Annotated in this window: 18 protein-coding genes; 7 read left to right on the top strand and 11 right to left on the bottom strand. The window is 35.5% G+C overall.

Features of this window, described 5'->3' with window-relative positions:
• A partial coding sequence (locus LQ675_RS14755) for a lectin-like domain-containing protein (RefSeq protein ID WP_239753271.1) occupies nt 1–3,499 on the bottom strand: 3,499 nt, incomplete at its 3' end.
• A gap of 312 nt (nt 3,500–3,811) precedes the next feature.
• Here LQ675_RS14755 and LQ675_RS14750 point away from each other — a divergent pair.
• From LQ675_RS14750 to LQ675_RS14740, 3 genes are all read left to right on the top strand, one after another.
• On the top strand, nt 3,812–4,555 hold the full coding sequence (locus LQ675_RS14750; protein WP_239727742.1) for an amidohydrolase family protein: 744 nt from the start codon (nt 3,812–3,814) through the stop codon (nt 4,553–4,555).
• A 234-nt stretch (nt 4,556–4,789) separates the two neighbouring features.
• Nucleotides 4,790–5,941: an ArgE/DapE family deacylase gene (locus LQ675_RS14745; RefSeq protein ID WP_048540417.1), complete on the top strand. Its 1,152-nt coding sequence runs from the start codon at nt 4,790–4,792 to the stop codon at nt 5,939–5,941.
• Nucleotides 5,942–5,965: 24 nt separating this feature from the next.
• Nucleotides 5,966–6,694, top strand: coding sequence for an NAD-dependent protein deacylase (locus LQ675_RS14740; RefSeq protein WP_048540416.1), 729 nt, complete (start codon nt 5,966–5,968; stop codon nt 6,692–6,694).
• Between the two features lie 470 nt (nt 6,695–7,164).
• Here the strand turns inward: LQ675_RS14740 and LQ675_RS14735 are convergent, their stop codons facing one another.
• Entirely contained in the window at nt 7,165–8,655 is a 1,491-nt protein-coding gene (locus LQ675_RS14735) for an MFS transporter (protein WP_107610264.1), read from the bottom strand.
• Nucleotides 8,656–8,927: 272 nt separating this feature from the next.
• Here LQ675_RS14735 and LQ675_RS14730 point away from each other — a divergent pair, with 272 nt between their 5' ends.
• Entirely contained in the window at nt 8,928–10,154 is a 1,227-nt protein-coding gene (locus LQ675_RS14730) for a pyridoxal-phosphate-dependent aminotransferase family protein (RefSeq protein WP_053076870.1), read from the top strand.
• A gap of 177 nt (nt 10,155–10,331) precedes the next feature.
• A complete protein-coding gene (locus LQ675_RS14725; protein WP_048540413.1) occupies nt 10,332–10,622 on the top strand; it encodes a hypothetical protein in 291 nt (96 codons plus the stop codon).
• A 65-nt stretch (nt 10,623–10,687) separates the two neighbouring features.
• On the opposite strand, the gene LQ675_RS14720 is transcribed toward LQ675_RS14725, so the two are convergent.
• The 9 genes from LQ675_RS14720 to allC form a co-directional block, all read right to left on the bottom strand.
• A complete protein-coding gene (locus tag LQ675_RS14720; protein WP_048540412.1) occupies nt 10,688–11,902 on the bottom strand; it encodes a CynX/NimT family MFS transporter in 1,215 nt (404 codons plus the stop codon).
• 383 nt (nt 11,903–12,285) lie between these two features.
• The gene (gene arcC, locus LQ675_RS14715) at nt 12,286–13,248 is read right to left on the bottom strand and encodes a carbamate kinase (protein WP_075578271.1); all 963 of its coding nucleotides are present in this window, start codon (nt 13,246–13,248) and stop codon (nt 12,286–12,288) included.
• Entirely contained in the window at nt 13,241–14,032 is a 792-nt protein-coding gene (locus tag LQ675_RS15060; RefSeq protein ID WP_048540410.1) for an oxamate carbamoyltransferase subunit AllH family protein, read from the bottom strand. Before LQ675_RS15060 ends, arcC begins: the two co-directional genes overlap by 8 nt.
• The gene (locus tag LQ675_RS14705; RefSeq protein WP_048540409.1) at nt 14,029–15,294 is read right to left on the bottom strand and encodes a YlbE family protein; all 1,266 of its coding nucleotides are present in this window, start codon (nt 15,292–15,294) and stop codon (nt 14,029–14,031) included. The genes LQ675_RS15060 and LQ675_RS14705 overlap by 4 nt, the downstream gene beginning before the upstream one ends.
• Nucleotide 15,295: 1 nt before the next feature.
• On the bottom strand, nt 15,296–17,056 hold the full coding sequence (gene fdrA, locus LQ675_RS14700; protein WP_048540408.1) for an acyl-CoA synthetase FdrA: 1,761 nt from the start codon (nt 17,054–17,056) through the stop codon (nt 15,296–15,298).
• A 15-nt stretch (nt 17,057–17,071) separates the two neighbouring features.
• Complete coding sequence (allD, locus tag LQ675_RS14695) at nt 17,072–18,121, bottom strand: ureidoglycolate dehydrogenase (protein ID WP_048540407.1); 1,050 nt, start codon at nt 18,119–18,121, stop codon at nt 17,072–17,074.
• Nucleotides 18,122–18,275: 154 nt separating this feature from the next.
• Nucleotides 18,276–19,307 (bottom strand): ureidoglycolate dehydrogenase, encoded by a 1,032-nt coding sequence (gene allD / locus LQ675_RS14690; RefSeq protein ID WP_048540406.1) that lies wholly within the window; start codon nt 19,305–19,307, stop codon nt 18,276–18,278.
• A 15-nt stretch (nt 19,308–19,322) separates the two neighbouring features.
• Nucleotides 19,323–20,111 carry a (S)-ureidoglycine aminohydrolase gene (gene allE / locus LQ675_RS14685; RefSeq protein ID WP_048540405.1) on the bottom strand — a complete coding sequence of 263 codons (789 nt, stop codon included), beginning with the start codon at nt 20,109–20,111 and terminating at the stop codon, nt 19,323–19,325.
• A gap of 42 nt (nt 20,112–20,153) precedes the next feature.
• Nucleotides 20,154–21,386, bottom strand: a complete 1,233-nt coding sequence (gene allC, locus LQ675_RS14680) for an allantoate deiminase (RefSeq protein WP_048540404.1) — start codon at nt 21,384–21,386, stop codon at nt 20,154–20,156.
• Between the two features lie 173 nt (nt 21,387–21,559).
• Here allC and LQ675_RS14675 point away from each other — a divergent pair, with 173 nt between their 5' ends.
• Nucleotides 21,560–22,399, top strand: a complete 840-nt coding sequence (locus LQ675_RS14675) for an alpha/beta hydrolase (protein ID WP_080964653.1) — start codon at nt 21,560–21,562, stop codon at nt 22,397–22,399.
• Nucleotides 22,400–22,402: 3 nt separating this feature from the next.
• Nucleotides 22,403–23,650, top strand: a complete 1,248-nt coding sequence (locus LQ675_RS14670; RefSeq protein WP_107610269.1) for a Zn-dependent hydrolase — start codon at nt 22,403–22,405, stop codon at nt 23,648–23,650.
• The last annotated feature ends 257 nt before the right edge of the window (nt 23,651–23,907 follow it).

The raw sequence follows: 23,907 nt of genomic DNA, 5'->3' as shown, positions 1-23,907 counted from the left end.
TGCTCTCTGATGTGCTGTCACTTGTTGAATCACTCGTGCTTTCTGAACTACTTTCGCTTGTTGATTCACTTGTGCTTTCTGATGTGCTGTCGCTTGTTGACTCGCTTGTGCTCAATGATTCACTTGCACTTAATGATTCACTCGTGCTTAACGATTCGCTTTCACTTAATGACTCACTCGTGCTTAATGATTCACTTGTACTTAATGATTCGCTTGTACTTAACGATTCGCTGGTACTTAACGACTCACTTGTGCTTAATGATTCGCTTGTACTCAATGATTCGCTCGTGCTCAATGACTCACTCGTACTTAATGATTCACTCGTACTTAACGATTCACTTTCACTTAATGACTCACTCGTGCTTAATGATTCACTTGTGCTCAATGACTCACTCGTGCTCAATGATTCACTCGTGCTTAACGATTCACTTGTACTTAATGATTCACTTTCGCTTAATGATTCGCTTGTACTCAATGATTCACTCGTGCTCAATGATTCACTTTCGCTTAATGATTCGCTCGTGCTCAATGACTCGCTCGTGCTCAATGACTCACTCGTGCTCAATGATTCACTTGTGCTTAACGATTCACTTGTGCTTAATGATTCACTTTCGCTTAACGATTCACTCGTGCTTAACGATTCACTTTCACTTAATGACTCACTCGTGCTTAATGATTCGCTTGTACTCAATGACTCACTCGTACTCAATGATTCACTTGTACTCAATGATTCGCTTGTACTTAATGACTCGCTTGTACTTAACGATTCGCTGGTACTTAGTGATTCGCTTTCACTTAATGATTCGCTCGTGCTTAATGACTCACTCGTACTCAATGACTCACTTTCACTTAATGACTCACTCGTGCTTAGAGACTCACTTGTACTCAATGATTCACTCGTGCTTAACGATTCGCTTTCACTTAATGATTCACTTGTACTTAAGGACTCACTTGCGCTTAATGATTCACTCGTACTTAATGATTCGCTTTCGCTTAATGACTCACTCGTGCTTAATGACTCACTTGTACTCAATGATTCGCTTGTACTTAATGACTCGCTTGTACTTAAGGACTCTCTTGTGCTTAATGATTCGCTTGTCCTAAATGACTCACTCGTGCTTAATGATTCACTTGTACTCAATGATTCGCTTGTACTTAATGACTCGCTTGTACTTAATGACTCGCTTGTACTTAATGACTCGCTTGTGCTCAATGATTCGCTCGTACTTAATGATTCGCTTGTACTTAATGACTCGCTTGTGCTCAATGACTCACTTGTGCTTAATGATTCGCTTGTACTCAATGACTCACTCGTACTTAATGATTCACTTGTACTCAATGATTCGCTTGTACTTAATGACTCGCTTGTGCTCAATGATTCGCTCGTGCTTAATGATTCACTCATACTTAATGATTCTGAAGTGAAATCCTCATATACATAAATGATTGTTTTCTGATCTCTACTATAAATACCTGACTCACTACCATTAACTTCTTTAAACTTGAACATGCCAATTCGTTCTGGATATGTTGAAGTATAGCTTTCTCCAAGTTTGCCGTTTAATGTTGTAGATTGTTGTATTTCATTGCCACTCTCATCTACGTATTTCACATTAACTTGACCTGATCCGATTTTATAAATATACGTGACTGTTTGTGGTTCTCTCGTAAACTGGCCATTTGAATTTCCTTGTACTTCTACTAAATCGTAATCACCAATCACTCGAGGATATTGGTCTTCGAAGTTATTACCGACTTTTCCATTCGTTGTTGTTGATGTTTTAATCTCTTTTCCATTCTCATCTATATATTTAGAAATGAGTTGGCCATTTGCTTTAACAAAATAATAAACAACATTTTGGCCATTTGTTGTATAAGTTACTGTATCTGTTTGTTGAACAAAATTATTTTTATCCGATGCATCTACATTAACGAAATCATACCCTTGATTATATAATTCAGATTTTTTATTATCTAACGTTACTTTCCCTTTTATATCGCCTTCGTATTCTTGCACAGGTAATATATCTCTTCCTGTATCACGATCTACATATTTAACATTAGCTATACCTCTTGCTACATATGTAAATTCTTCAATTTGGAATTCTTGTCTGTTTTTATAATATCCTGTAGATCCTGATAATGCTAAAGTATAACTTTGATTAGGATCAATATATTCTGTCATATTTTTCGAGAAGTCATAAACTCCGGTACTATCTGTATATTTAATTTTCATTATCTTTGTTTTACCGTCATATTCGACTAATATACTATTAAATACATTATTTGATGGACCACCAACAAACTGTACAGTGTTCTCATCTGTAACTGCTACGTTATTTCCAGTCGTATACACAAACGCACCCATTGTTTTTGTACGATTTTTACCAAATGTTGTAGGGTCTTTAATAAATGTTACTTCTCCCGTTTCGTTGTACCAGGTATCTAACTTGAATCCAAAAGCTTTAGACAGACCGCCGATACCAAGTCCTCCACCGTATGAACCGATATCGTTAATTGAATTTGGATGGAATACAATACCGATTCCATCTGCACCACCTTGCGTCGAATTCTTATTTCCTAAATTTACTTTCCCTTTTAAAGTAAAGCTTTGGGACATATCAATTTTACTATTTAAAGAAAAACTACCTTTTTTATTTTGATTATCCGTAGTTAAGATAACTTTTCCAGTATTTTTATCGTATGTTGCATCACCATTTAACTTGAAATAATCTGTAAAATTATCTTTTGTTACTGTTGATTTACTTGAGTCCGTTGTTATTGCAGCAGATGTACTAGCAACTCTCATACTTTGCGTATTCGCTTTAACACTTGCAACCTTTTTATTAGTCTTAGTTTCTTTCACTTCAGGTTGAGTTGTCTTGCTTACTTGAGTGTTTGTTTCTGACTTTTCTGGTTGTGTTGCTTCAGAAACTTCTTGTTCTTTACTTACCGTTGTTTCTGGTTGCTTTTGTTTAGTTTCTTGTACTTCTTGTTTATTACTTACTTGAGATGAATTTTGTTGTTCATTTACCTGTTTAGTATCTGTAACTGTTTTGTTTGATTCAGTTCCCTTTGGTTCTGACACTTCAATTTCTTCATTAGGTGCCTCTTGTTGTTCTTGTTCTTTTGGTGCTTCTTGTTTTTGATTTACATCTGTCGTTTCTATTTCTTTAGTAGCATCCGTTTCAACTTGTTGCGATTCTTCTACTACCGGTTCTTGCACTTCAGATTTTTGTATTTCTGATACTTCTTTTGTTTCTGCTTGTTCTGTATCTTGCGTTGTCTGTTCATTTCCCTGTTTTGTTCTCGTTGCTTCTTCTTGGCTACTTTCTTGTTGCTCTGTTCCTTTAATTGTCATTTGGCTTTCGTTTGTAAGTTTAGCTGCTTCTACTTCTCCATTGCTAGAGATTAAAAATATCGCCCCGATTGCAACTGAACCAATACCTACCTTGAACTTTCTAATAGAAAATTTAAGATCCCGTTTTATTTTTTTCATTTTTCTTTTCCCTTCACTTTTAAAAAATATTCTGTTGTTAATTATTATTCACTCAAGTTTACATATTATACTATTTATACCTAACTAATGGTAGTTATTTTTTAAAAAATTTTAAAATATTTTTTAAATGTTATTATTACTAGTTTTGCCAAACTAATTTATATCGATATATTAACCCTTTTGATAAATTTATATTTTGAAAACATCAATTATTACTTTTTCTATAACGTTTCCAAATGACTTACCATAATGAATAGGTATTAATAAACTTTTTTCTGGTATAGTATAGTGATTTTAAAAGGAGGATTATTGATGAAGATTTTTGATGCGCATTTTCATATTATTGACTTTAATTATGAAGTAAAAGAGAATAACGGCTATATGCCGCCGAGTTATCTAACTAAGGATTATCAAGAAGAAACACAAGATATGAATATTGCTGGTGGTGCAATTGTATCCGGTTCTTTTCAAGGGTTTGATCAACAATATTTACTTAAAGCACTGAGTGATTTAGGTTCTGATTTCTGTGGTGTGACCCAATTACCTTATAGTGTTTCAGATGAAGAAATTGTTTCTTTAAATGACAAAGGCGTTCGTGCTTTAAGATTTAATGTTAAACGTGGTGGTTCAGAGAACTTAGCACATTTGAGTGATTTTGCGAAACGTGTATATGACTTAGTAGGATGGCACATTGAACTGTATATTGATTCTATGAATTTACCAGACATTGAAGAAACTATATTATCTTTACCGGCTGTATCCATTGATCACCTCGGTCTGTCTAAGGAAGGTCTTCCAAACCTTTTAAGATTAGTTGACAAAGGCGTTCATGTGAAAGCAACTGGTTTCAGTAGAGTTGACTTAAATGTACAAGATGCATTCAAAAAAATTTATCAAGCAAATCCAGATGCACTTATGTTTGGTACAGATTTACCATCAACACGTGCACCTAAACGCTTTACTTCTGAAGACATTCAACTCGTTCAAGATACTTTTGATGAAACTGCAGCTAATAAAATATTTTATCAAAATGCGAAAGAATGGTATCGGAAGTAGTATGATGTTGATAGTAATAATTCTGAGTAAATGGAATGTTAAATTTAAGAAGGATGTGAGTTTATTATTCCTTTAACTCACATCTTGACCAATCTCTTGGCTTTACTCAGTACTTAAGCCATGACTTTCACCCATCATATCTCCAACTCCCCAATGTGTTTAATTTCAAAGTACAAGATTTCAGCTATATAATAGTAATTGAGATAAAAACTATATAGAAATGGAGTTTTGGTTATGAGTATATTTACTGATCAAGAGAAAGTAGACATTTTAGGAGATATAGTAAGTATTCGATCTGTTAATGATAATGAAATTGAAGTATGTGAGTACTTGCAGAAATTATTATCAGACCATAACATCGAGTCTGAAATCATTAAAATTAGTGAAACGCGTGCAAATCTAGTTGCTGAAATTGGTGAAGATGGTCCTATTCTAGGTATTTCAGGACATATGGATGTCGTTTCTGCTGGTGATGAAAGTAAATGGACATATGATCCGTTTAAACTGACTGAAGTAGATGATAAGTTATTTGGCCGTGGCTCTGCTGATATGAAGTCTGGATTAGCTGCGCTTGTTATCAGTATGATAGACATACATGATCAAGGTTTACTAAAGCATGGTAGAATCCGTTTACTTGCAACGGCAGGTGAAGAAATTGCTGGTGAAGGTGCTAAAACATTTCACGACAAAGGCTATATGGATGATGTTGAAGCACTCGTTATTGCGGAACCCTCCCAAGATAGAATTATATATGCACATAAAGGCTCAATGGATATTCGCATCACATCTCGAGGAAAAGCATCTCATAGTTCAATGCCACATCTTGGATTTAATGCCATTTCACCGCTTGTAAAATTTATTTATAAAGCAGATGAAGGCTTTACGAAATTCAATCAAACAAATAAACTACTTGGTGAACCAATCATGAATGCAACTATTTTTAATGGTGGTAACCAAGTTAACTCTATCCCTGAACATGCAGAGTCGGAATTCAATATTCGTACGATTCCAGAACATGATAATGATCAGTTCATTTCATATTTTAATGAAATTTTAAAACAAATAGAAACCGATAAGACAGATATTGAAATTGATACGTACATGTCTAGACCACCCGTTTACACAACTGGCCAAAATTCATTAATCGAGTTAGCTGTGAAAATGGGCGAAAAACATTTAAACACTACACTTCCAACTGAAGCATCACCAGGTGTTACAGATGCATCTGATTTATTAGTTTCTAAAGATGAGAACTTCTCATTTATTATGTACGGCCCTGGTACAGTAGACCAAGCGCATCAAGTAGATGAACATGTATCTAAAGATGCCTATCTTAAATTTATTGATTTATATACAGAATTCTTCCCTAAATACTTAGAAAAGTAATTCATTATAACCGGAGTGATTAACTTGAATACACAAATTCAACAACTTAAAAACATCATCGATTCATCTCATAATATTACTTTTTTTACGGGAGCTGGTATTTCAGTTGCTAGTGGTATACCCGACTTCCGTTCACTCGGTGGATTATATGATCAAATCTCAGAAAATGGCTATTCTCCAGAATATTTATTAAGTACTGATTATTTACAAAGTGATCCAGAAGGATTTATGAACTTTTGCTTTCAATATTTACTCTTCACCGATAAACAACCGAATATCGTACATCAATGGATAGCCCAACTTGAAAAAGACCATCGTTCACTCGGTGTCATAACACAGAATATCGATGGTCTTCATAGCAATGCCGGCAGTCTAAATACAGACGAATTGCACGGCACTTTAAATCGATTTTATTGTACAAAATGCCAACAAACATATACTAAATCTTATGTTATCGATAACCATTTACACCATTGCGAATCATGTGGTCATACCATTAGACCAGACATCGTATTATACGGTGAAATGCTAGATCAAGAAACAATATTCAATGCATTAAACAAAATAAGAGAAGCAGACACACTCGTAGTACTCGGGTCATCCTTACTCGTGCAACCCGCAGCAGGACTCATCTCAAACTTCGAAGGACAAAACCTCGTCATTATAAACAAAGACGAAACACCTTATGATGCTTCAGCAAACATCGTTATACATGATGACATGGTAGATGTTGTACAAGAGTTGTTGAGGTGAGTTAGACCAAATCACAACGAGTTCCCTCTTTTATTCTTGATAACAAAATACACTCATGTTATTATTTAAGTATTAAAAAACACTCAGCAACTTTCGAAGGTCGGCTGAGTGTAAAAAATTAAGGCGTATAGTCTATGCTATATTTCACCATGGCTTATTGAATTTAGTCGTTTGTGCTGTAACACAAACGACTATTTTTTATTGTCTTTTTTAAGCAATAAATAAATAGTAATAGGAAGTATTACCGTGTAAGTAATCTTGAATGTTAAATATATCTCTAGTTGCATACTTACATCTAAGCCCATATAATCACCTTCTTTCACCATGATCTAATAAGGCACGGTGAACATATAGGCAATCAATAAGCACATTAATTTTTATGTTCTAATTATAGCATGGTGTCATGACTCTCAACACCTAAAAAAAGAATACTTATCTCTCTATTTTCTAGGAAATAAGTAGTCTTTTTTTTATGTTATTTTCTTATGTGTTTCTGCTAATATTCTCCATAATAATAGGATAATTGCAGCTATGATTGTGATTGTTATGATTAGGATTAATGAATATGCATGATCAAATGCATTTGTGCCTAATTCTAGTAATTTACTTTTTAATAGTCCATTTGAATTTTCTGCTACAATCATCGTTTCTTCAAAACTGCCTTTTGCTTTTGCTGGTATTTCTGCTATCGACATGGAGCGTTCCATTAAATAAGTATAAGTAAATGAAAATACGCCACCAAGTGCGGCTATTCCTATTGACCCTCCGAGTTCATATGACACTTCTTCTACTGAAGCTGCCATACCTGCTTTATCGTCATCAACGTTTGTCATGATTGCATTTGATGCTACAGTCATAGCTCCGCCTAATCCTAATCCTGCAATGCTAAGGAACAGTATTTGAATCCATAAATCATTGTGTAGAAATGCTGTGAATCCTACAATTCCGATTAATGAAATGAGTAAATTATAAATAAGTATTTTGATGCTATCAAATCGTGTTAAGATACTTCCCTGTACAATTGCCCCTACAAAAGCAGCTGCTGCCATAGACATTAAGACTAATCCTGCTTTTAATGGAGTCAGATTTAAAATTAATTGTAACCGTTGAGATAAAATCATTTCAAAGCCAATTAATATGGATGCTGAAGTAAATGCAGCTATCACACCTGATAAAAAGTATTTATTTTTAAATATATCTAAACTAATTAAAGGATTTGATAGTCGTTTTTGTCGACTAATAAATAATTTCAACGACCATAATCCAATCACTAATGTCAGTATAATCAGTACAATTGAAGGATTTTCTTTTGTGATTTCTTTTATAGCGTAGACTGTCCCAATAAGTCCTATCATAATGAGAATTGAACTTGTGATATCCCATTTTTTATCTTTATTGCCTTTAATATTAGGAATTTGTATATAAGCAATGATAATAACAATTATCGTAATAGGCACATTAATTAAAAATACTGAACCCCACCAAAATTTAGTTAATAATAAACCACCTATTAAAGGTCCTAATCCAGCACCTGCTGATGCAATAGAAGACCATATGCCTAGCGCAAGTGCTCTATCTTTTTTGTCATCAAAGACTTGTTTAATAATAGCAAGCGTTGACGGCATCATTGTTGCTGCACCAATAGCCAATATAACTCTAGCCATAATTAAAGTACCAGATGTTGGAGAAAAAGCTGCGACAACTGATGCTAAAGTAAAGATTACTAAACCAGATAAAAACATATTCTTATGCCCTACTTTATCGCCCAACGTACCTAAACCAGGTAAAAGCCCTGCTACAACTAAAGGATACGCATTTACAATCCATAATTTTTGAAAAGCACTCGCTTCCAATTCATACGTTATCGTAGGTAAAGCAGTATATAATACAGTCATATCAATAACGATCAAAAATAACGCACTAGAAACCAAAATTAACGAAAACCATTTATTAAATTTCATGATAAATCCTCCTTACTCAAATAATGGTAAGGTGTATAGTTACTATATAGTCAAACATAAACTTTTAATCGAATATATAAGGCTTTACGAGTGAATTATTGGTACAAAAACACTTAAAATTAGCGATATCTAAATTCATAGACCGTTCCAATATTTTTTTGTAATATTCTGACAAAAAACGGAGGAATAATCAGCATTTTTGACGAATAATTATATAAAAATCTAAGATATAATGTATAATGACAAAATTTATAGAAAAAGAGGTTAGCAATGTGGATACTTTAAAAGTGAACAAACGATTAATTATGACACCTGGACCTGTAAGTGTAGATCCACGTGTTTCTCAAGCAATGTCGAATTCTATACTCGGTCAATTCGATTATGAATTTGTAAATATCATGAATGAAACAATGTCATTAATTCGTCAGTCATTCTTAACAGAAAATAAATGGGCTTTCCCAATTGATGGAACAAGCCGTGCTGGCTTAGAAGCCGTTATATCAAATATCGTGAAACCTGGTGATGAAGTACTCGTACCTGTAATTGGTCGATTTGGTTATTTATTTACTGAACTCGTAACACGTGCAGGAGGTATCGTCCACAATATACATAAACCAATGGGCGAAGTCTTTGATCAAGCAGAAATTATTGAAGCTTTAGATGAATATAAACCTAAAGTACTTGCGATTGTACATGGTGAAACATCAACTGGAAGATTGCAACCTATCGATCAATTAGGACGTGCTTGTAAAGAGAGAGGTATCTTTTCAGTAGTAGATGCTGTCGCAACTTATCAAGGTATGGTTATTCCTGTAGATGAATGGGAACTAGACGCAGTCGTTGGTGGTGCTCAAAAATGTCTATCTATTCCTTCAGGTATTACACCGATTACATTTAACGAGCGTTTCAGCGAAGAAATTAATAAACGCAAACGTGTAGAATTAGGCATTCGCTCTAATGAATCTACCGAAAAAAAACATTTCATTAGCAGTAACTATCTAGATTTAACACAGTTACAAGACTACTGGAGCCCTAAACGCCTCAATCATCACACAGAATCTACAACATCTGTTTATGCATTATATACTGGATTAAAATTAGCACTATCAGAAGGCATTGAAGCACGTGCTAAAAGACACAGCTATCACCAAGAAGCTTTAAAAGCAGCTCTAAAAGCACTTGGATTAGAAATTTACGGTGACGAATCTAATGAGATGAAAATGGTCATCTGCGTTAAAATTCCAGAAGGCATCGATGATAATGCCTTTAGAAACGGTTTATTACAAAACTACGGCGTAGAAATTGCCGGATCATTCGGAGACTTACAAGGACAAATATGGAGAATTGGTATTATGGGTTACGGTGTTCAAAAACAAAACATCTTAACATTCTTATCAATCTTCTCAACATATTTAGTATCACACGACAGCCAGCAACACCTTAATGTAGCAGAGTCCATTAAGACATTATTAGACTATTATGAACAAAATGAAATCTAGCTCGCCAAGTTGAAATAAAGTAAAACACTTTCGTACAATTCATCTAACACGAATTGATACGAAAGTGTTTTTTTAGTTCTATTAACTATTTACAATTTAGAAATCTCATTACATATATTGATTTTACCGAATGATTACCATATTATATAAAAAATTACATTTTTAAGGGTGATGGAAATGATTTCAACAAAATGCTCATTAAAAGTTTTTAATTTTAGACATGTTAATAAACCTGGTACTTTGAAATTAGACAAACAGTCGAAAAAATTAATTTTCAAAGAAGATGGTATAGGAACAGAGTTTTCTTATATTTTGGACATTGTAAACATTAAAGAAAAAGAATTTAAAAAAGGTATTTTAAAAGAGCATATCAAAATTTTTTATGATAATGAGTGGTATAACTTCACAAACTTTACTGATGAAAATTATAGAATCATCAATAAAGAATTAGATTTATTATTAGCTTAGTACTAAAATAAATTCAATCCAAAAAAGTCTGAGACAAAGTTACTGTCTCAGACTTTTTTGGATTTTTAAATCGTTTCATCTTCTACAACTCTATTTTTAGATGCTGGGTATCCTACTATAAAGAACAGAATAGACATAACGATTAAGGCGATGATGCCTGATATCCAACTGTCTGTCGCATCGTGTAAATAACCAATAAAGAATGGTCCGATGGCAGCTATTAAATATCCGATAGATTGCCCGAATCCTGATAATGCGATACTTCCGTCACTTGTACGTGCACGTATAGAGAAGAATGTCATACATAAGCTAAAGCATGCACCCATACCCAAACCTGCGATAATAATACCGATTACGAGTAATACTAATGATTGCGTAAAGAACAAGCCAAATCCAACTAAGAATAGTATTGTGATGATCACAACTAATATACGTTGGTCTTTTAATTTAGACGCAATAATCGGGAATGTAAATGTCATTGGCACTTGTGAAAATTGGTTAAGCATGAGTAAATAACCTGCAGTTGATGGATCTAGACCTCTATCTACTAATATAGAAGGCACCCAAGCAACAACTGTATAGAATACCATTGATTGGAATCCCATCGTTAAGGCTACTAACCATGCTAATTTAGACTTCGTAATATTCAATTTTGTATGTTGATTTTGTGCTTCTGATAGTTTATCTTGGCGTTCGAGTTTAGCGCCTTTACTTGCTTTTGGAATCCATAAAATCAATGCGATAATTCCTAATACAATCCAAAAAGCAAGAGACAGTCTGAATCCTAATGGAGATTGAGACATAGGGAAGCTTAGTCCCCCACCTAATCCTGCAGTAAAGTTCATTGTCCCACTATAAATACCTGTTGCTAATCCAATTTGTAATGGAAAATACCATTTCACATAACTAGGTAATACAACATTACCAAATGCGATCGCAATACCTAGTAGAACTGTACCAATAATAAATAAATTAAAACCACCTGCAACACGTATGTACAAAGCAACAATTACTAATATCGTTGATAGTACGATTGTATTAGACATCGTCAAACGTTTAGTTACTTTAGATACTAATGGCGAAACGACTGCAAATATAATGAGTGGTATTGTTGTTAAAAAACCAGCAAGGCTGTTATTAATTTGCATAACATCTTTAATTTCATCAACTACTGGACCTACTGATGTTAGTGGTGCACGTAGCGTAGATGCGATAAATACAATCGCAATTATGATGCCCCAATTTTTTTGAATTCTATGTGTATTATAGGGTTCAATCATCTTATACCACCTTATTTCTAAAAATTTTTCTTATAAAATCATTACCGCAACATTAGATTAGTTTATTCATGTTGGATTATTTATATAATACGAGAGTCTGGAACAGCACTTTGTCCCAGACTTTTTTAATAGTATATCAGAGATATGATTGAGTGCAATGCTGCTTAATTGAGCGACTTGATCGTTAGCCAAAGGGGGATGGGTTTTTCTCCGGTTTATAAGGTTTAGTATGTCGGCTAACGATCTTGTTTCGTTTTCTTGGACGTTAGAATTTCTAACGATCTTGTTTCGCATTCTTGGACGTTAGCGCACCTCTTTTTTGCTTTTTTTAAAATTTTTGAGCCGCTAACAACCTTATTTAACTCACAATCAAATCCTTCATATTAACAAGAAACTGGTTTTGCTGAAGGATCTAATAAAATTCTTGTACCTGCTTTTCCTTCTAATGCATCAATTGCATCATCTAACGAACAAATAATAGCTTCTTTACCTGATTCTGCAAATTGAATAGCCGCTTCTATCTTAGGTAACATACTTCCTGCTGGAAATTGATCTTCTGCTACGTATTGTTTCGCTTCTTCAACTGAAATTGTTTTAAGCTTTTCTTCGTTTTCTTTACCGAAGTTCACGCACACATTTGGTACGTCTGTTAACATCATAAATGTATCTGCTTCAACTTGTTGCGCTAATTTCAAACCTGAACGGTCTTTATCGATAACAGCTTCTACACCTTTAATATCACCGTGTTCATCACGGTAAACAGGTATACCTCCGCCACCTGAAGAAATCACAATCGCTTGATTTATTAATTTCTTAATTTGGTTCACGCCATGAATAACAAGTGGTTCTGGAGAAGGTACAACACGACGGTATCCTCTACCAGCATCTTCTACCATGACAAAGCCATGTTCTTTTTCTAATCTTTTAGCTTCTTCTTCACTGAAGAATACACCAATTGGTTTAGTTGGATTATTAAATGCCTGATCATCTTTGTCTACTTCTACCATTGTTAATAATGTTAATACATCACTGCTAATACCTAAATCGTTTAAATGATTTTTAATGGCTTCTTCCATCATGTAACCGATAAATCCTTGAGATTCAGCACTACATGCGTTAATTGGAAGTGGGTTCACAATATCTTTCGCCGCTTCGTTTTGAGCGATAATATTACCGACTTGTGGCCCGTTACCATGTGTAATCACAATGTTATGCCCTTGCTTCTTCAATTCTGCCATTTTACGTGTAGCAGACATCACGTTGTTATATTGATTATCGTATGACGCTTCTTGATTAGGTTGTAATATCGCATTACCACCTAGTGCAAGTACAACTCGCTTACCCATACGTCTCACTCCTTAATGTTAATGCTACATACATGCCATATAACGTGTCTCTTCCAGATGAAGAACCTACTTTTAAAAGTTGGTCTAGACGCGCGATTGATGGATCATGTTGTAGGTTAGAAATTTTTGAACTAAATTGACCTTGCAGAGCACATTTTAAAAATGTTTCGCCTACAAGTGTGGTTAGAGATGATTGCAGTAATATGTTTAATTGTTCTAAATGATTATTGTTAATAAAAGGATGGATAAAATGAATAAATAAAATACCTGTCAGCATATCATCTCCGGACGGTGTTAAACCTTGTCCTCTACCAATCAGATATCGGTATTGTTTCTCAACTTGTTCAGCATTTCCAAATTCTAATGCGTTTAATATGTGTTGCATCTTCTCTTTGTTAAAATCGCCTTGCTCATACATCTGAAAGTTATAAGCTGCGATATTTTCTTTAAGCTTTTGTATATCAGTCTGTTCCGAAAAGTCAGATGCCTTTAAAGTTGGAACATGCCAAACGAGTTGGCATGTCTTACTTATTTGAATAGCAGTAGGACCCACTACAATTTGTTGATTTAATTCGATTTCGTTAAATAAACTTTGCTTTGTTTGTGAATCGACTAATATACCAAAAGGAAATGTTCCATTTTCATCTGTACCTATAAAGATAAGATCATTCGATTCATTGACGATATTGAAGCCTTTATTAAATATGCTATGCACATAAAATTGTTTATGTTGTTCTAAATGTTTCTTAGCATTCTGTCCTATTACAGTTGCTTGTAGAATCACGCGTTAAATCCTAACTTTTTAGCATACGCTGTGATCGCTTTTTCGAAACATTCGATTGGTGGATGTACTGTACCTGCACCAATTTGTCCGTAACCAGCAATCTTATGCGCAATACCTGTATTGATAACAGGTGTAATGCCTGTTTCTACAACTTTACGTGCATCGATTCCTAAACAAGCCCCTTTAAAGTTCCATGTTGGGATCGCAAAGTTAGGGTTCTCACCAATGCAAATTTCAGTCATTTCATTACTAATTTGTAATGCATCATCAAATCCACCAGTACCAACAAATCTTGTAACAGCTGGTGCTGCAATCATTGCCATACCACCGACACCGATTGTTTCAGTAATCGCTGAGTCACCAATATCTGTATTCGCATCATCTGCTGAGTAACCTGTGAAATATAAACCTTGAGGTGTGTTAACAGGTGCTGTGAACCATTCGTCACCCATACCTGCAATACGTACACCGAAGTTCTCACCGTTACGACACATTGCTGTTACAACTGTTCCGTGTTCGATTTGACGAGCAGAGTCCATCATCGCTTTACCTGTAGCCATCGCGATATTTAAGAAGAATTGATCTGTATCAGCTAAGAATTGTAGTACTTCTGTACGTTTCTCAGGTTCTACATCTTCTAATGAAGCAATGATAGGTGTTACTTCTTTTAAGAATGCTAATGATGCTGCAATGTTACGTTGGTGGAATTCATCACCCATTGCGATTGCTTTAGCGATTAATACGTTAACGTTTAAGCCATCATCCATTTTTTGAAGAGCTTTACTTAATACTGGACCTAATACATCTTTCATCCAGTGTAGACGGTTTACAACTGTTTTGTTGTAAGCACCGAAACGTAATACAGCACCGATACCTTCGTTCATTTGACAGTATGCTTCATTACCTGATTCTCTATTTTCAACAACAAGTACAGGCATGTTAGCTGATGTAATACCACCCATTGGTCCAACAGCGTTAACGTGATGACAAGGAATGAACGTAATTTGTCCTTCTTCTAACAACTTACGTGCCGCTTCTTCGTTCTCAGCCCATCCTTCAAATAAAATTGCACCGACACATGAACCTTGCATAGGATCTGTCATGTTTTCATATTTGATTGGTGGTCCAGCATGTAATAATACATGTTCTTTAAGTTCTGGAATTTTAGATTTAGCAGGCACCACATCTACTAAAAATGGTGCTGCTGCGATCATCTTATCAATGACTGCTTGGTTAGCTTCATCTATTGTTTTATAAGCCATTTTATACTGTCTCTCCTTCGTAATTGTTTAAGAATTGAAGTACTTTCATTAATTTCTCGTCGCCACCTGCGATTGGTTGCCAGTTAAACTGAACAACTTGCGCATCATTAGCTTGAATAGCTTCTGTGAAACTCTTCAATCCGATATTAATCACACTTGGTTTCATATTAATTAAGTTCAAGACTTTTTCATCAACTGTTAAATCAACAGATTCTGCTTCGAATGATTTTGTTTCTAATTGTGGTTGTTCAACATCTTTACCAAGTAAATGAAGTGCTGTCGTCACCATTTGATTGTTTGTTTCACATACGATTGCGCCAGCTTCTTTTAAGATATTAACTTGTTTGTCGTAACCTTGATGGTCATGCTCAGTACCTACAACTGTAGCAAGAACTGCTAAACTGCGACCTTCTGATTGTGCTTTGTCTAACACTTTTTGAATCGTTGGCGCAAGTTCATTTGCCATGTCATCATGACTTCCGTATCCGATCACGTTATCTAACATAATAATAGCTGTTGATGGATCGTCTGCAGATTGTTCTAACATTTCGATACGTTTAGATGGGTCAATCATAGGATGAGGTCTACCTTGTGTATAAATATCATCACCTAAGTCGATAATTTCGTGGTGACCACCTTTATATGAAAAACCTTCTGGTGTTTCTGCATCTGAATTATCGCCTAAAGTATCTTTTAATAACATTGCTGCTTCAGAAGCAAGCGTTCCACCAGAGTAATAACCTTTAACGCCATCTTGGTTATCAGCAAATTTGATGTTAATATCTGATTGAATTACTGTGCTAAATTGAGGTGTTTCTCCATTTGAAAGTTGAACAGATACACGTGCCGCTTCTTCCAATGTATAAGCGTGGTGAATGTTTGCTTCTGTATATTCAGGTTTAGAACCTAAGAATAACGTTACGATTGGTTTTTCGATATTACGTAATAAATTCAATACTTTTTCTTCTACTTCTTTAGCGGGTGGCTTAGAAATAACTGTAATGACTTTCACTTTAGGATCCGCATTAAGTGCTTTAATACTGTCTAACATCGTAATCGCGCCTACTTCTGTAGATAAGTCACGGCCACCTGTACCGATAGCATTTGTAACACCTTTACCTTCACGGTCAATGATTGTTGTTACTTCTTGAATACCTGTACCTGAAGCGCCAACAACACCGATGTCACCTTCATTTACAGTGTTTGTAAATGCAAGTGGTAAACTATGAATAATACCTGTACCACAGTCAGGACCCATCACGAGTAAACCTTTGTCATGTGCCATTTCTTTCAAACGTACTTCGTCTTCTTTTGCTACGTTGTCGCTGAACATAAATACATTTAAGTTATTTTTCAATGCTGTTTCAGCTTCCATCGCTGCATATTGCCCAGGAATTGAAATCAATGCTAAGTTAGGATTGTTTGCTAATTCTAATGCACGGTTCCAATTTGAAGCTTCGTTTTGTTTTTGAGATTGGTCTTCACTTTCACCTTTCCCTTTCAATTCTGCTTCAACTTCTTGGTTTACTTCTTCAACTTTTTCTTCATTTTCTGTATCTACAACGATGATAATATCGTTTGGTTTCGCTACTTCTAATTCATCCGTACCTAATCCTGAAGATTTAAAAATATCTTTATTGGCAGGTGTTCCCATCATAATGGATACTTGGTTAATACCATCAATAGCAGATAATTTATTCGATAATAACATTAATACAATCGAATCTTGGTAAGTGTTTTCTTTAATAATTGTGTGTAACATACTATTCCTCCGTTATTATTCTGCAAATCTATTTTTTCCGTGATAACGATCAAAGTGCACATCGTCTGAAACTAAGTAGTTGTATATATCATCAACAATTTCAATACCTTCTTCGTCGTATTTTTCACTACGTAATCGGCCACGTTCACCAGGATAGAAAATTTCTCCATATCCTTGTGCTGCTGGTTGTGCTTTTAATTCATCAAGCATTGTTGAAATATTTGATTTAAATTGGTCTAAGTCTGTGAAGAATGCCGGATTAATCACGACATGTAATTGGCCTAAGTCACGGCCTTTCGTTAAATCTTTGTACATTGATGAAACATGTACACCATGTGGTACACCTAGTAAACTACCTGATAGAATATCAACCATCATCATAAGGCCATACCCTTTAGGTCCTGCAACTGGGACAAGTGCATGAACATCTCTTGCATTTGTCGTTGGTTCACCGTTCGCATCTACTGCCCATGTATCAGGGATCGATTGATTTTTCGCTCTTGCATCTAGCACTTTACCCCATGCTTGAACGGTCGTTGCCATATCAAATGTAATAATACGATCATCGTTTGATGGTGCACTAAATGCAATAGGATTTGTTCCGAAATATGGTTCAGTACCGCCGAATGGCACAACCATTGGATCTGATTGGCACATACTTAAACCGACCATATTCTCTTTAGCTGCCATTTCTACAAAGTAACCTAACGCACCGCTATGTGAAATGTGCTTAACACCAACAACGGCAACGCCATTTTCTTTAGCCATCTCGATTGCTTTTTCCATCGCTTGTTTAGCCGCTTGATGACCAGGACCATTATCTCCTTCAAATATAGCTGTTGATGAACCCGTTTGTTCGAATTGATAATTCGGATTGGCTGTTATGCCACCTTTAGCAATTCGCTCAGCATAGTACTCTACTCGTACTGCACCATGTGAATGAATACCTCTATGATCCGCAAATGTTAATACGTCTGCTACATCTTCTGCAGCACCTTCGTTTAAGCCCGCTTTAGCTAATTTATTCTTCATTAAATCAAATAATTCTTTCTTTGAAACACGCATATCTTAACCTCCTTATTACTCGAATAGTGTAATTTATATACATAAAATCATGATTTTAGCCGTAAAAAAAGAAGGTACTCAAGACGTACGATATTAAATGTCGACAGTCGTCATTTATAACATTCAATTGTCTCTTTCACTTCTTCTCAGCTATTTAATAAATGTCATCAGATATTAAATACTCATAAATACTTTCGGCAATCGGTATGCCACTTTCTTTGTAGCGTTTTTTAACGTCCTCTTGAATTTCACCTGGGTAATAAACTTGATCAAAGCCTTTAGCCGGTTTAATATCATGAAGTTCATCAACCATTTCAGAAACGTGTATTAAAAATTGTTCTTCATCACCAAAATATGCTGGATTAATGACGATATGAAATTGTCCTAATCTACGATACTGACTTAAATCTTCATACATTGATGTAACATGCTTTCCGAAAGGTAAACCTAACAAGCTACCTGCTAGAATATCTACCATCATCATCAATCCATAACCTTTAGGACCCGCGACTGGTAAGAGCGCAGCGACTTCAAATGGATCTGTCGTTGGCTCACCTTGTTTGTCTACTGCCCAAGTGTCTGGAATGGATTTGTTTTTAGAACGTGCATCTAAGATTTTTCCCCAAGCTTGCACGGTTGTTGCCATATCAAATAATATCGGTTCACCATTTTTACGTGGTGCTGCAAAAGCAATTGGATTTGTACCGAAGTATGGTTCTGTACCACCAAATGGTACAACCATTGGATCTGACTGACATACTGTTAAAGCGACCATACCTTCTTTTGCCGCTTGTTCAGCAAAGTAACCAATCGCACCACTGTGGCCCATTTCTTTAATACCGACCATGCCGATACCACTTTCTTTAGCTAACTTGATCGCTTCTTCCATTGCTTCATAAGCAACATAGTGACCAACTGCATTATCTCCAAAGTAAGTACCTGATGATGGACCTGTCTTTGTGAATGTTAATTCTGGATTCAAATTGTATCCTTTTTTTGCAGTACGTTCTGCGTAATATTGTGTACGCACAGAACCGTGTGAATGAATGCCACGCTCATCTGCAAATATCATCAAATCTGCTGTCTTATCAGCATGTTGTTCAGATAAACCTGCATTTGTCAGTTTGTCTTTAAATAACTGGCGCAGCTTTCCACGTTCTACGTATACTAATCCTTCTTCTGCCATTCTTAACAACCTTCCTTAAATTTCGATATCTCTATTTGCATCTTTAGAGTAAATATAAGCGAATGGTTCGTCTAAGCCTACAGCGTAAGTTGCTTGTGGTGCATAAGCGCCCATAAAGATGTAATCACCTTTATCAACTGGTTGCCATTCGTTATCTAAGTTGTACATACCGCGACCACTTAATACATAAGCACCGTGTTCTTGAACGTGTGTTTCAATATATCCGTGTGAAGCACCTGGTTTAAATGACAAGATATGAATGTTCATGTCATATGCTAATTCTTTAGGTAATAAATCAAGAATTGTAACTTCTTCCATACCTTCATAAGGTGCTTGAACCATGTCATTCACATTTCCAGTTACAACTTCTGGCGTGAATCCTTCTAAAGGTTGGTAACGTTTTTTATATAAGAATACGCGGCTATCATTGTTTTGATTGCTGTTTTCAAAAGTCATAACTTTATGACTTGGTACGTATAAGTATCCACCAGCTGTTAATTCATATTTTTTGTCATCTGCATATGCGTTGATTTTACCGTATTCAACGTAAATAAATGTTTGAACACCGTCTCCACCAAAGCCTTGTCTATTTCCGCCTTGATTTTTTAATGTTACTAAGTAGTCTACAAAGCGAGCACCTAGTCTTGGTGAACCTAAAATTGTAACGTCGCAATCTTCGAAACCTGGTACAACATTGTTTACTAAGCCGTCTGGTGTAATAACTGCATAGTTGTCTTTCTTAATAACTGAACGTGTTTCTAATAGTCCTTCTCTATAACCTTGATTATGATTAATGTAACCCATGATCAATACTCCTTTTCTCTATCTCTATTTTTTAAAATTTATTTATTCTTGATAAGCAAGTTCATATAATACTTGTTTCAATACTTCGATACCTTTTACTAAATCTTCAACATTTGTCTCTTCTTCAACGTTGTGACTCACACCATTTATAGATGGCACAAACAACATAGAAGTTGGTACATATTGTGCGAAGATTTGTGAATCGTGACCTGCACCAGAAGACATCAGTTTCCAATCTGATTTGCCAACGACTGTTTCAGCAGCACATTCGATTGTCTTAACTAAATCTTCATTCATTAAGGTTGGTGCTTCGTCCATCCATAAATCAATATCGTGTTGAACGCCTTCTTCTTCAGATACGCGTTTAATACATGCATCGATTTCTTCAGCAAATTGATTTAATGTATCTTGGTCAATGTGACGACAATCGATTGAGAATGTCACTTCACCTGGCACAACATTTACGGTATTTGGTACTGGGTCGACGCGACCAAATGTTAATACTAATGGATCTCCTAATTCTCTTGCATGTTCTGTCAATTGTGTCGCGATTTTACTAAATGTGATGACAGCATCTCTTCTTAAGCCCATTGGTGTCGTACCTGCATGGTTTGCTTCACCTTTTAAATTAACTGTATAACGTTTTTGTCCAACGATACCGTTAACGACACCAATTGATTTTTGTTCTGTTTCTAACACTTTTCCTTGTTCAATATGAACTTCGATAAATGCTTTAATGCCACTGTAGTCATTGTCTTCTTTACGATAATCAAATCCTACTTCACGCATAGCATCTTTAAATTGAATACCTTCAGCATCAGCAATTGTATCTACATCGTCTTTACCTGTTAAGTTGAAGAAGTTCTTACTACCCCAGAATGCAAATGGGAAGCGACTGCCTTCTTCTTCTGCTAAAGCTAAAATTTCTAAAGAACGTAATGGTTGTCCGTATTCTGCTTTCAATGATTGCATCGCTACAAGTGCTGCTAATACACCGAATTGACCATCTAAATGGCCACCTTCAACAACTGTATCAATATGAGAACCAGACATAATCGTTTCTTCTGGGTATTTACTACCTTCAATACGACCTCTTAAGTTACCAATGTCATCGAATTGTGCTTCAAATCCTTCTTTATCTAATGTTTCTTTTAATGCGCGAACAGCGTTTGACCATTCTTTTGAATAAAGTAAGCGTGTAATACCGCCACCTGTCAAACCTCCAAATGAAGTAAACTGTTTATCTAGCGCTTCGAAAGAAGAACGGATGTCCATATAATTCATCTCCTTTTCATGTCAATTACTATTATAAGCGGTTACATTTTTGTTATCATTCACAAAACATACAATAATTCGCTTTACTTTTATATGTTTTATACAAATACGACCTAAATTTAATTTGAGATACTATGATTAGGAAAATATATCTTCTAGGAGGCTCAGTTGTTTTGACTCAAAATCATTCAATGTGTTTAACAAATGATAGTTTTCAATTACCCTATACCATCATCGAATCTAAAAATGAACACCCTCAAGGGGTTATCATGTACTTTCATGGTGGCGGGTTAATTTTTGGTCAACGTGATGACTTACCACAAACGTATATAGATATTTTGACAGAGTCCTACCATCTTGTACTCGTTTCTTATCGATTGGCACCAGAGAGCCCGATTGATACGATTATCTCAGATGCATTAGCTCAATACGATGAAATCAGTGCCTTATATGAGGCATTACCAATCTATACGTTTGGTCGTTCAGCTGGTGGTTTCTTAAGTTTAATGGTTGCACGTTATCGTGAAGTTGCAGGCATTCTTGATTTTTATGGCTATTCACGAGTTCATGTCCCTGGATTTTTAAGACCGAACGCACAATACCAAGCTTTATCAACTCAAATTACACCAGCGATATTAAATCAACTTATACAACCTAATCCATTAACTTTTGGCTCATTACAAACGAGATACCCGATTTATTTATATGTTCGTGGCCAAGCGAAATGGTTATCTTATTTAGGTATTCAATCATCAACAGCAAGTGCATATAATATTTCGCCTAAAGAATTAAAGCAATTTCCACCGACTTTCATTGTACATTGCAAAGGTGACCCAGATGTTCCGTATAGTGAAAGTGAACATATTTACCGCCAAATTGAGCATAGTCATTTAGAAACGCTCGATTTAGACCAACATGATTTTGATCGTGAAGTAACACCAACAAGTATTTCACTGTATAAACAAGCCGTACAATTTTTAAGTCAATCATCAAACTTAATTCAAGGGGGATAAATGATGAACATTCAAAATGTCATGGAAAATTTAGAAACATTTAATCAATTTGCGCGTAATCCTGAAAATGGTGGTATTAACCGAATTGCCTTTACACATTCAGAACGTATAGCAGCACTTAAATTCTCAATGCTTTGCCAAAAAGCTGGTCTAGATGTCTACTTTGATTTCTTCGGAAATGTTATTGCGCGTCGAGAAGGTAAAAATCCAGACCTTAAACCAGTCGTATTAGGTTCTCATATAGATACGGTTAAAGACGGCGGGCAATATGACGGACTACTTGGTGTTGTTGGTGCGTTGGAAGTTGTTGAATATTTAAATAAATATCAAATAAAAACGGATCATCCCATTATTATCATTGCTTTTGCTTGTGAAGAATCTACAAGATTTAATGAAGCGACATTAGGTAGTAAATATCTCACAGGCAATATGACGAAAGAAGATATGAAATATATTAAAGATAACGACGGGAATGTACTTTATGATATTGTCGCACCACTTGCTCAAGACATGCATGGTAAAGCAGCATTATTTGAAAGAAACAATATTAAAGCATTTTTAGAATTACACATCGAGCAAGGTCCTATTTTAGAGAAGAAACATAAAGATATCGGCATCGTGACAGATGTAGCAGGTCCGCATCGTTTTAAATTAAAAATTCAAGGCGTGACGAGTCATTCAGGTTCAACACCCATGCCAATGAGAATAGATGCACTGACAACATCCGCAGAAATCATCTTAAAAATCGAAGAAATTGGACGTGCTTATCATGATAAAGGAATTGTGACAACAGTCGGTTATGCAGATGTATATCCAAATACAATGAATGCCATACCAGGAGAAGTCACACTTTTAATAGACATTAGAGGTAAGAATGAAGCCGTACGAGAACAAGTCGTTGATGAAATCACATCACACATTGAATGCATAACAGATCATCGCAATGCACATTATGAATTGGAAGATTTAGGTCAAGATACACCACGCAGTTTCAATCATAAAATTGCACAAATCAACGAAGACAACTGTCAGCAATTAGGATACACATATAATTATATGTACAGTGGCGCAGGACATGATGCTATGATCATCGCACCCATATGTCCAACAAGTATGATATTTATACCATGTAAAGAAGGTATTAGCCATTCACCAAAAGAATCCGTCACAGCAGACCAAATCGAAAAAGGCATTAACCTCCTCATACAAACAACAATCGAACTAGCCAAGCTCGACACCGTGTTGGAGTAGGATATTGAGGGGGATTGGTGAGGGATGTGAGTTTACTAGTATTTTAACTCACATGTTGGGCTATCTCTTGGCTTTACTCTTCACTTAAGCCACGACTTCAGCCATCTCTTGGCTTTACTCAATACTTAAGCCACGACTTCAGCTATCTCTTGGCTTTATTCATCATTTAAGCCACGACTTCAGCCATCTCTTGGCTTTACTCAATACTTAAGCCACGACTTCAGCTATCTCTTGGCTTTATTCATCATTTAAGCCAC

The sequence above is a fragment of the Mammaliicoccus sp. D-M19 genome (assembly GCF_022386695.1).
GTDB classification, from domain to species: Bacteria; Bacillota; Bacilli; order Staphylococcales; family Staphylococcaceae; genus Mammaliicoccus; species Mammaliicoccus sciuri.
Note: the sequence above shows the minus strand (reverse complement) of the source record. Positions and strands in the feature narration are given on the sequence as shown.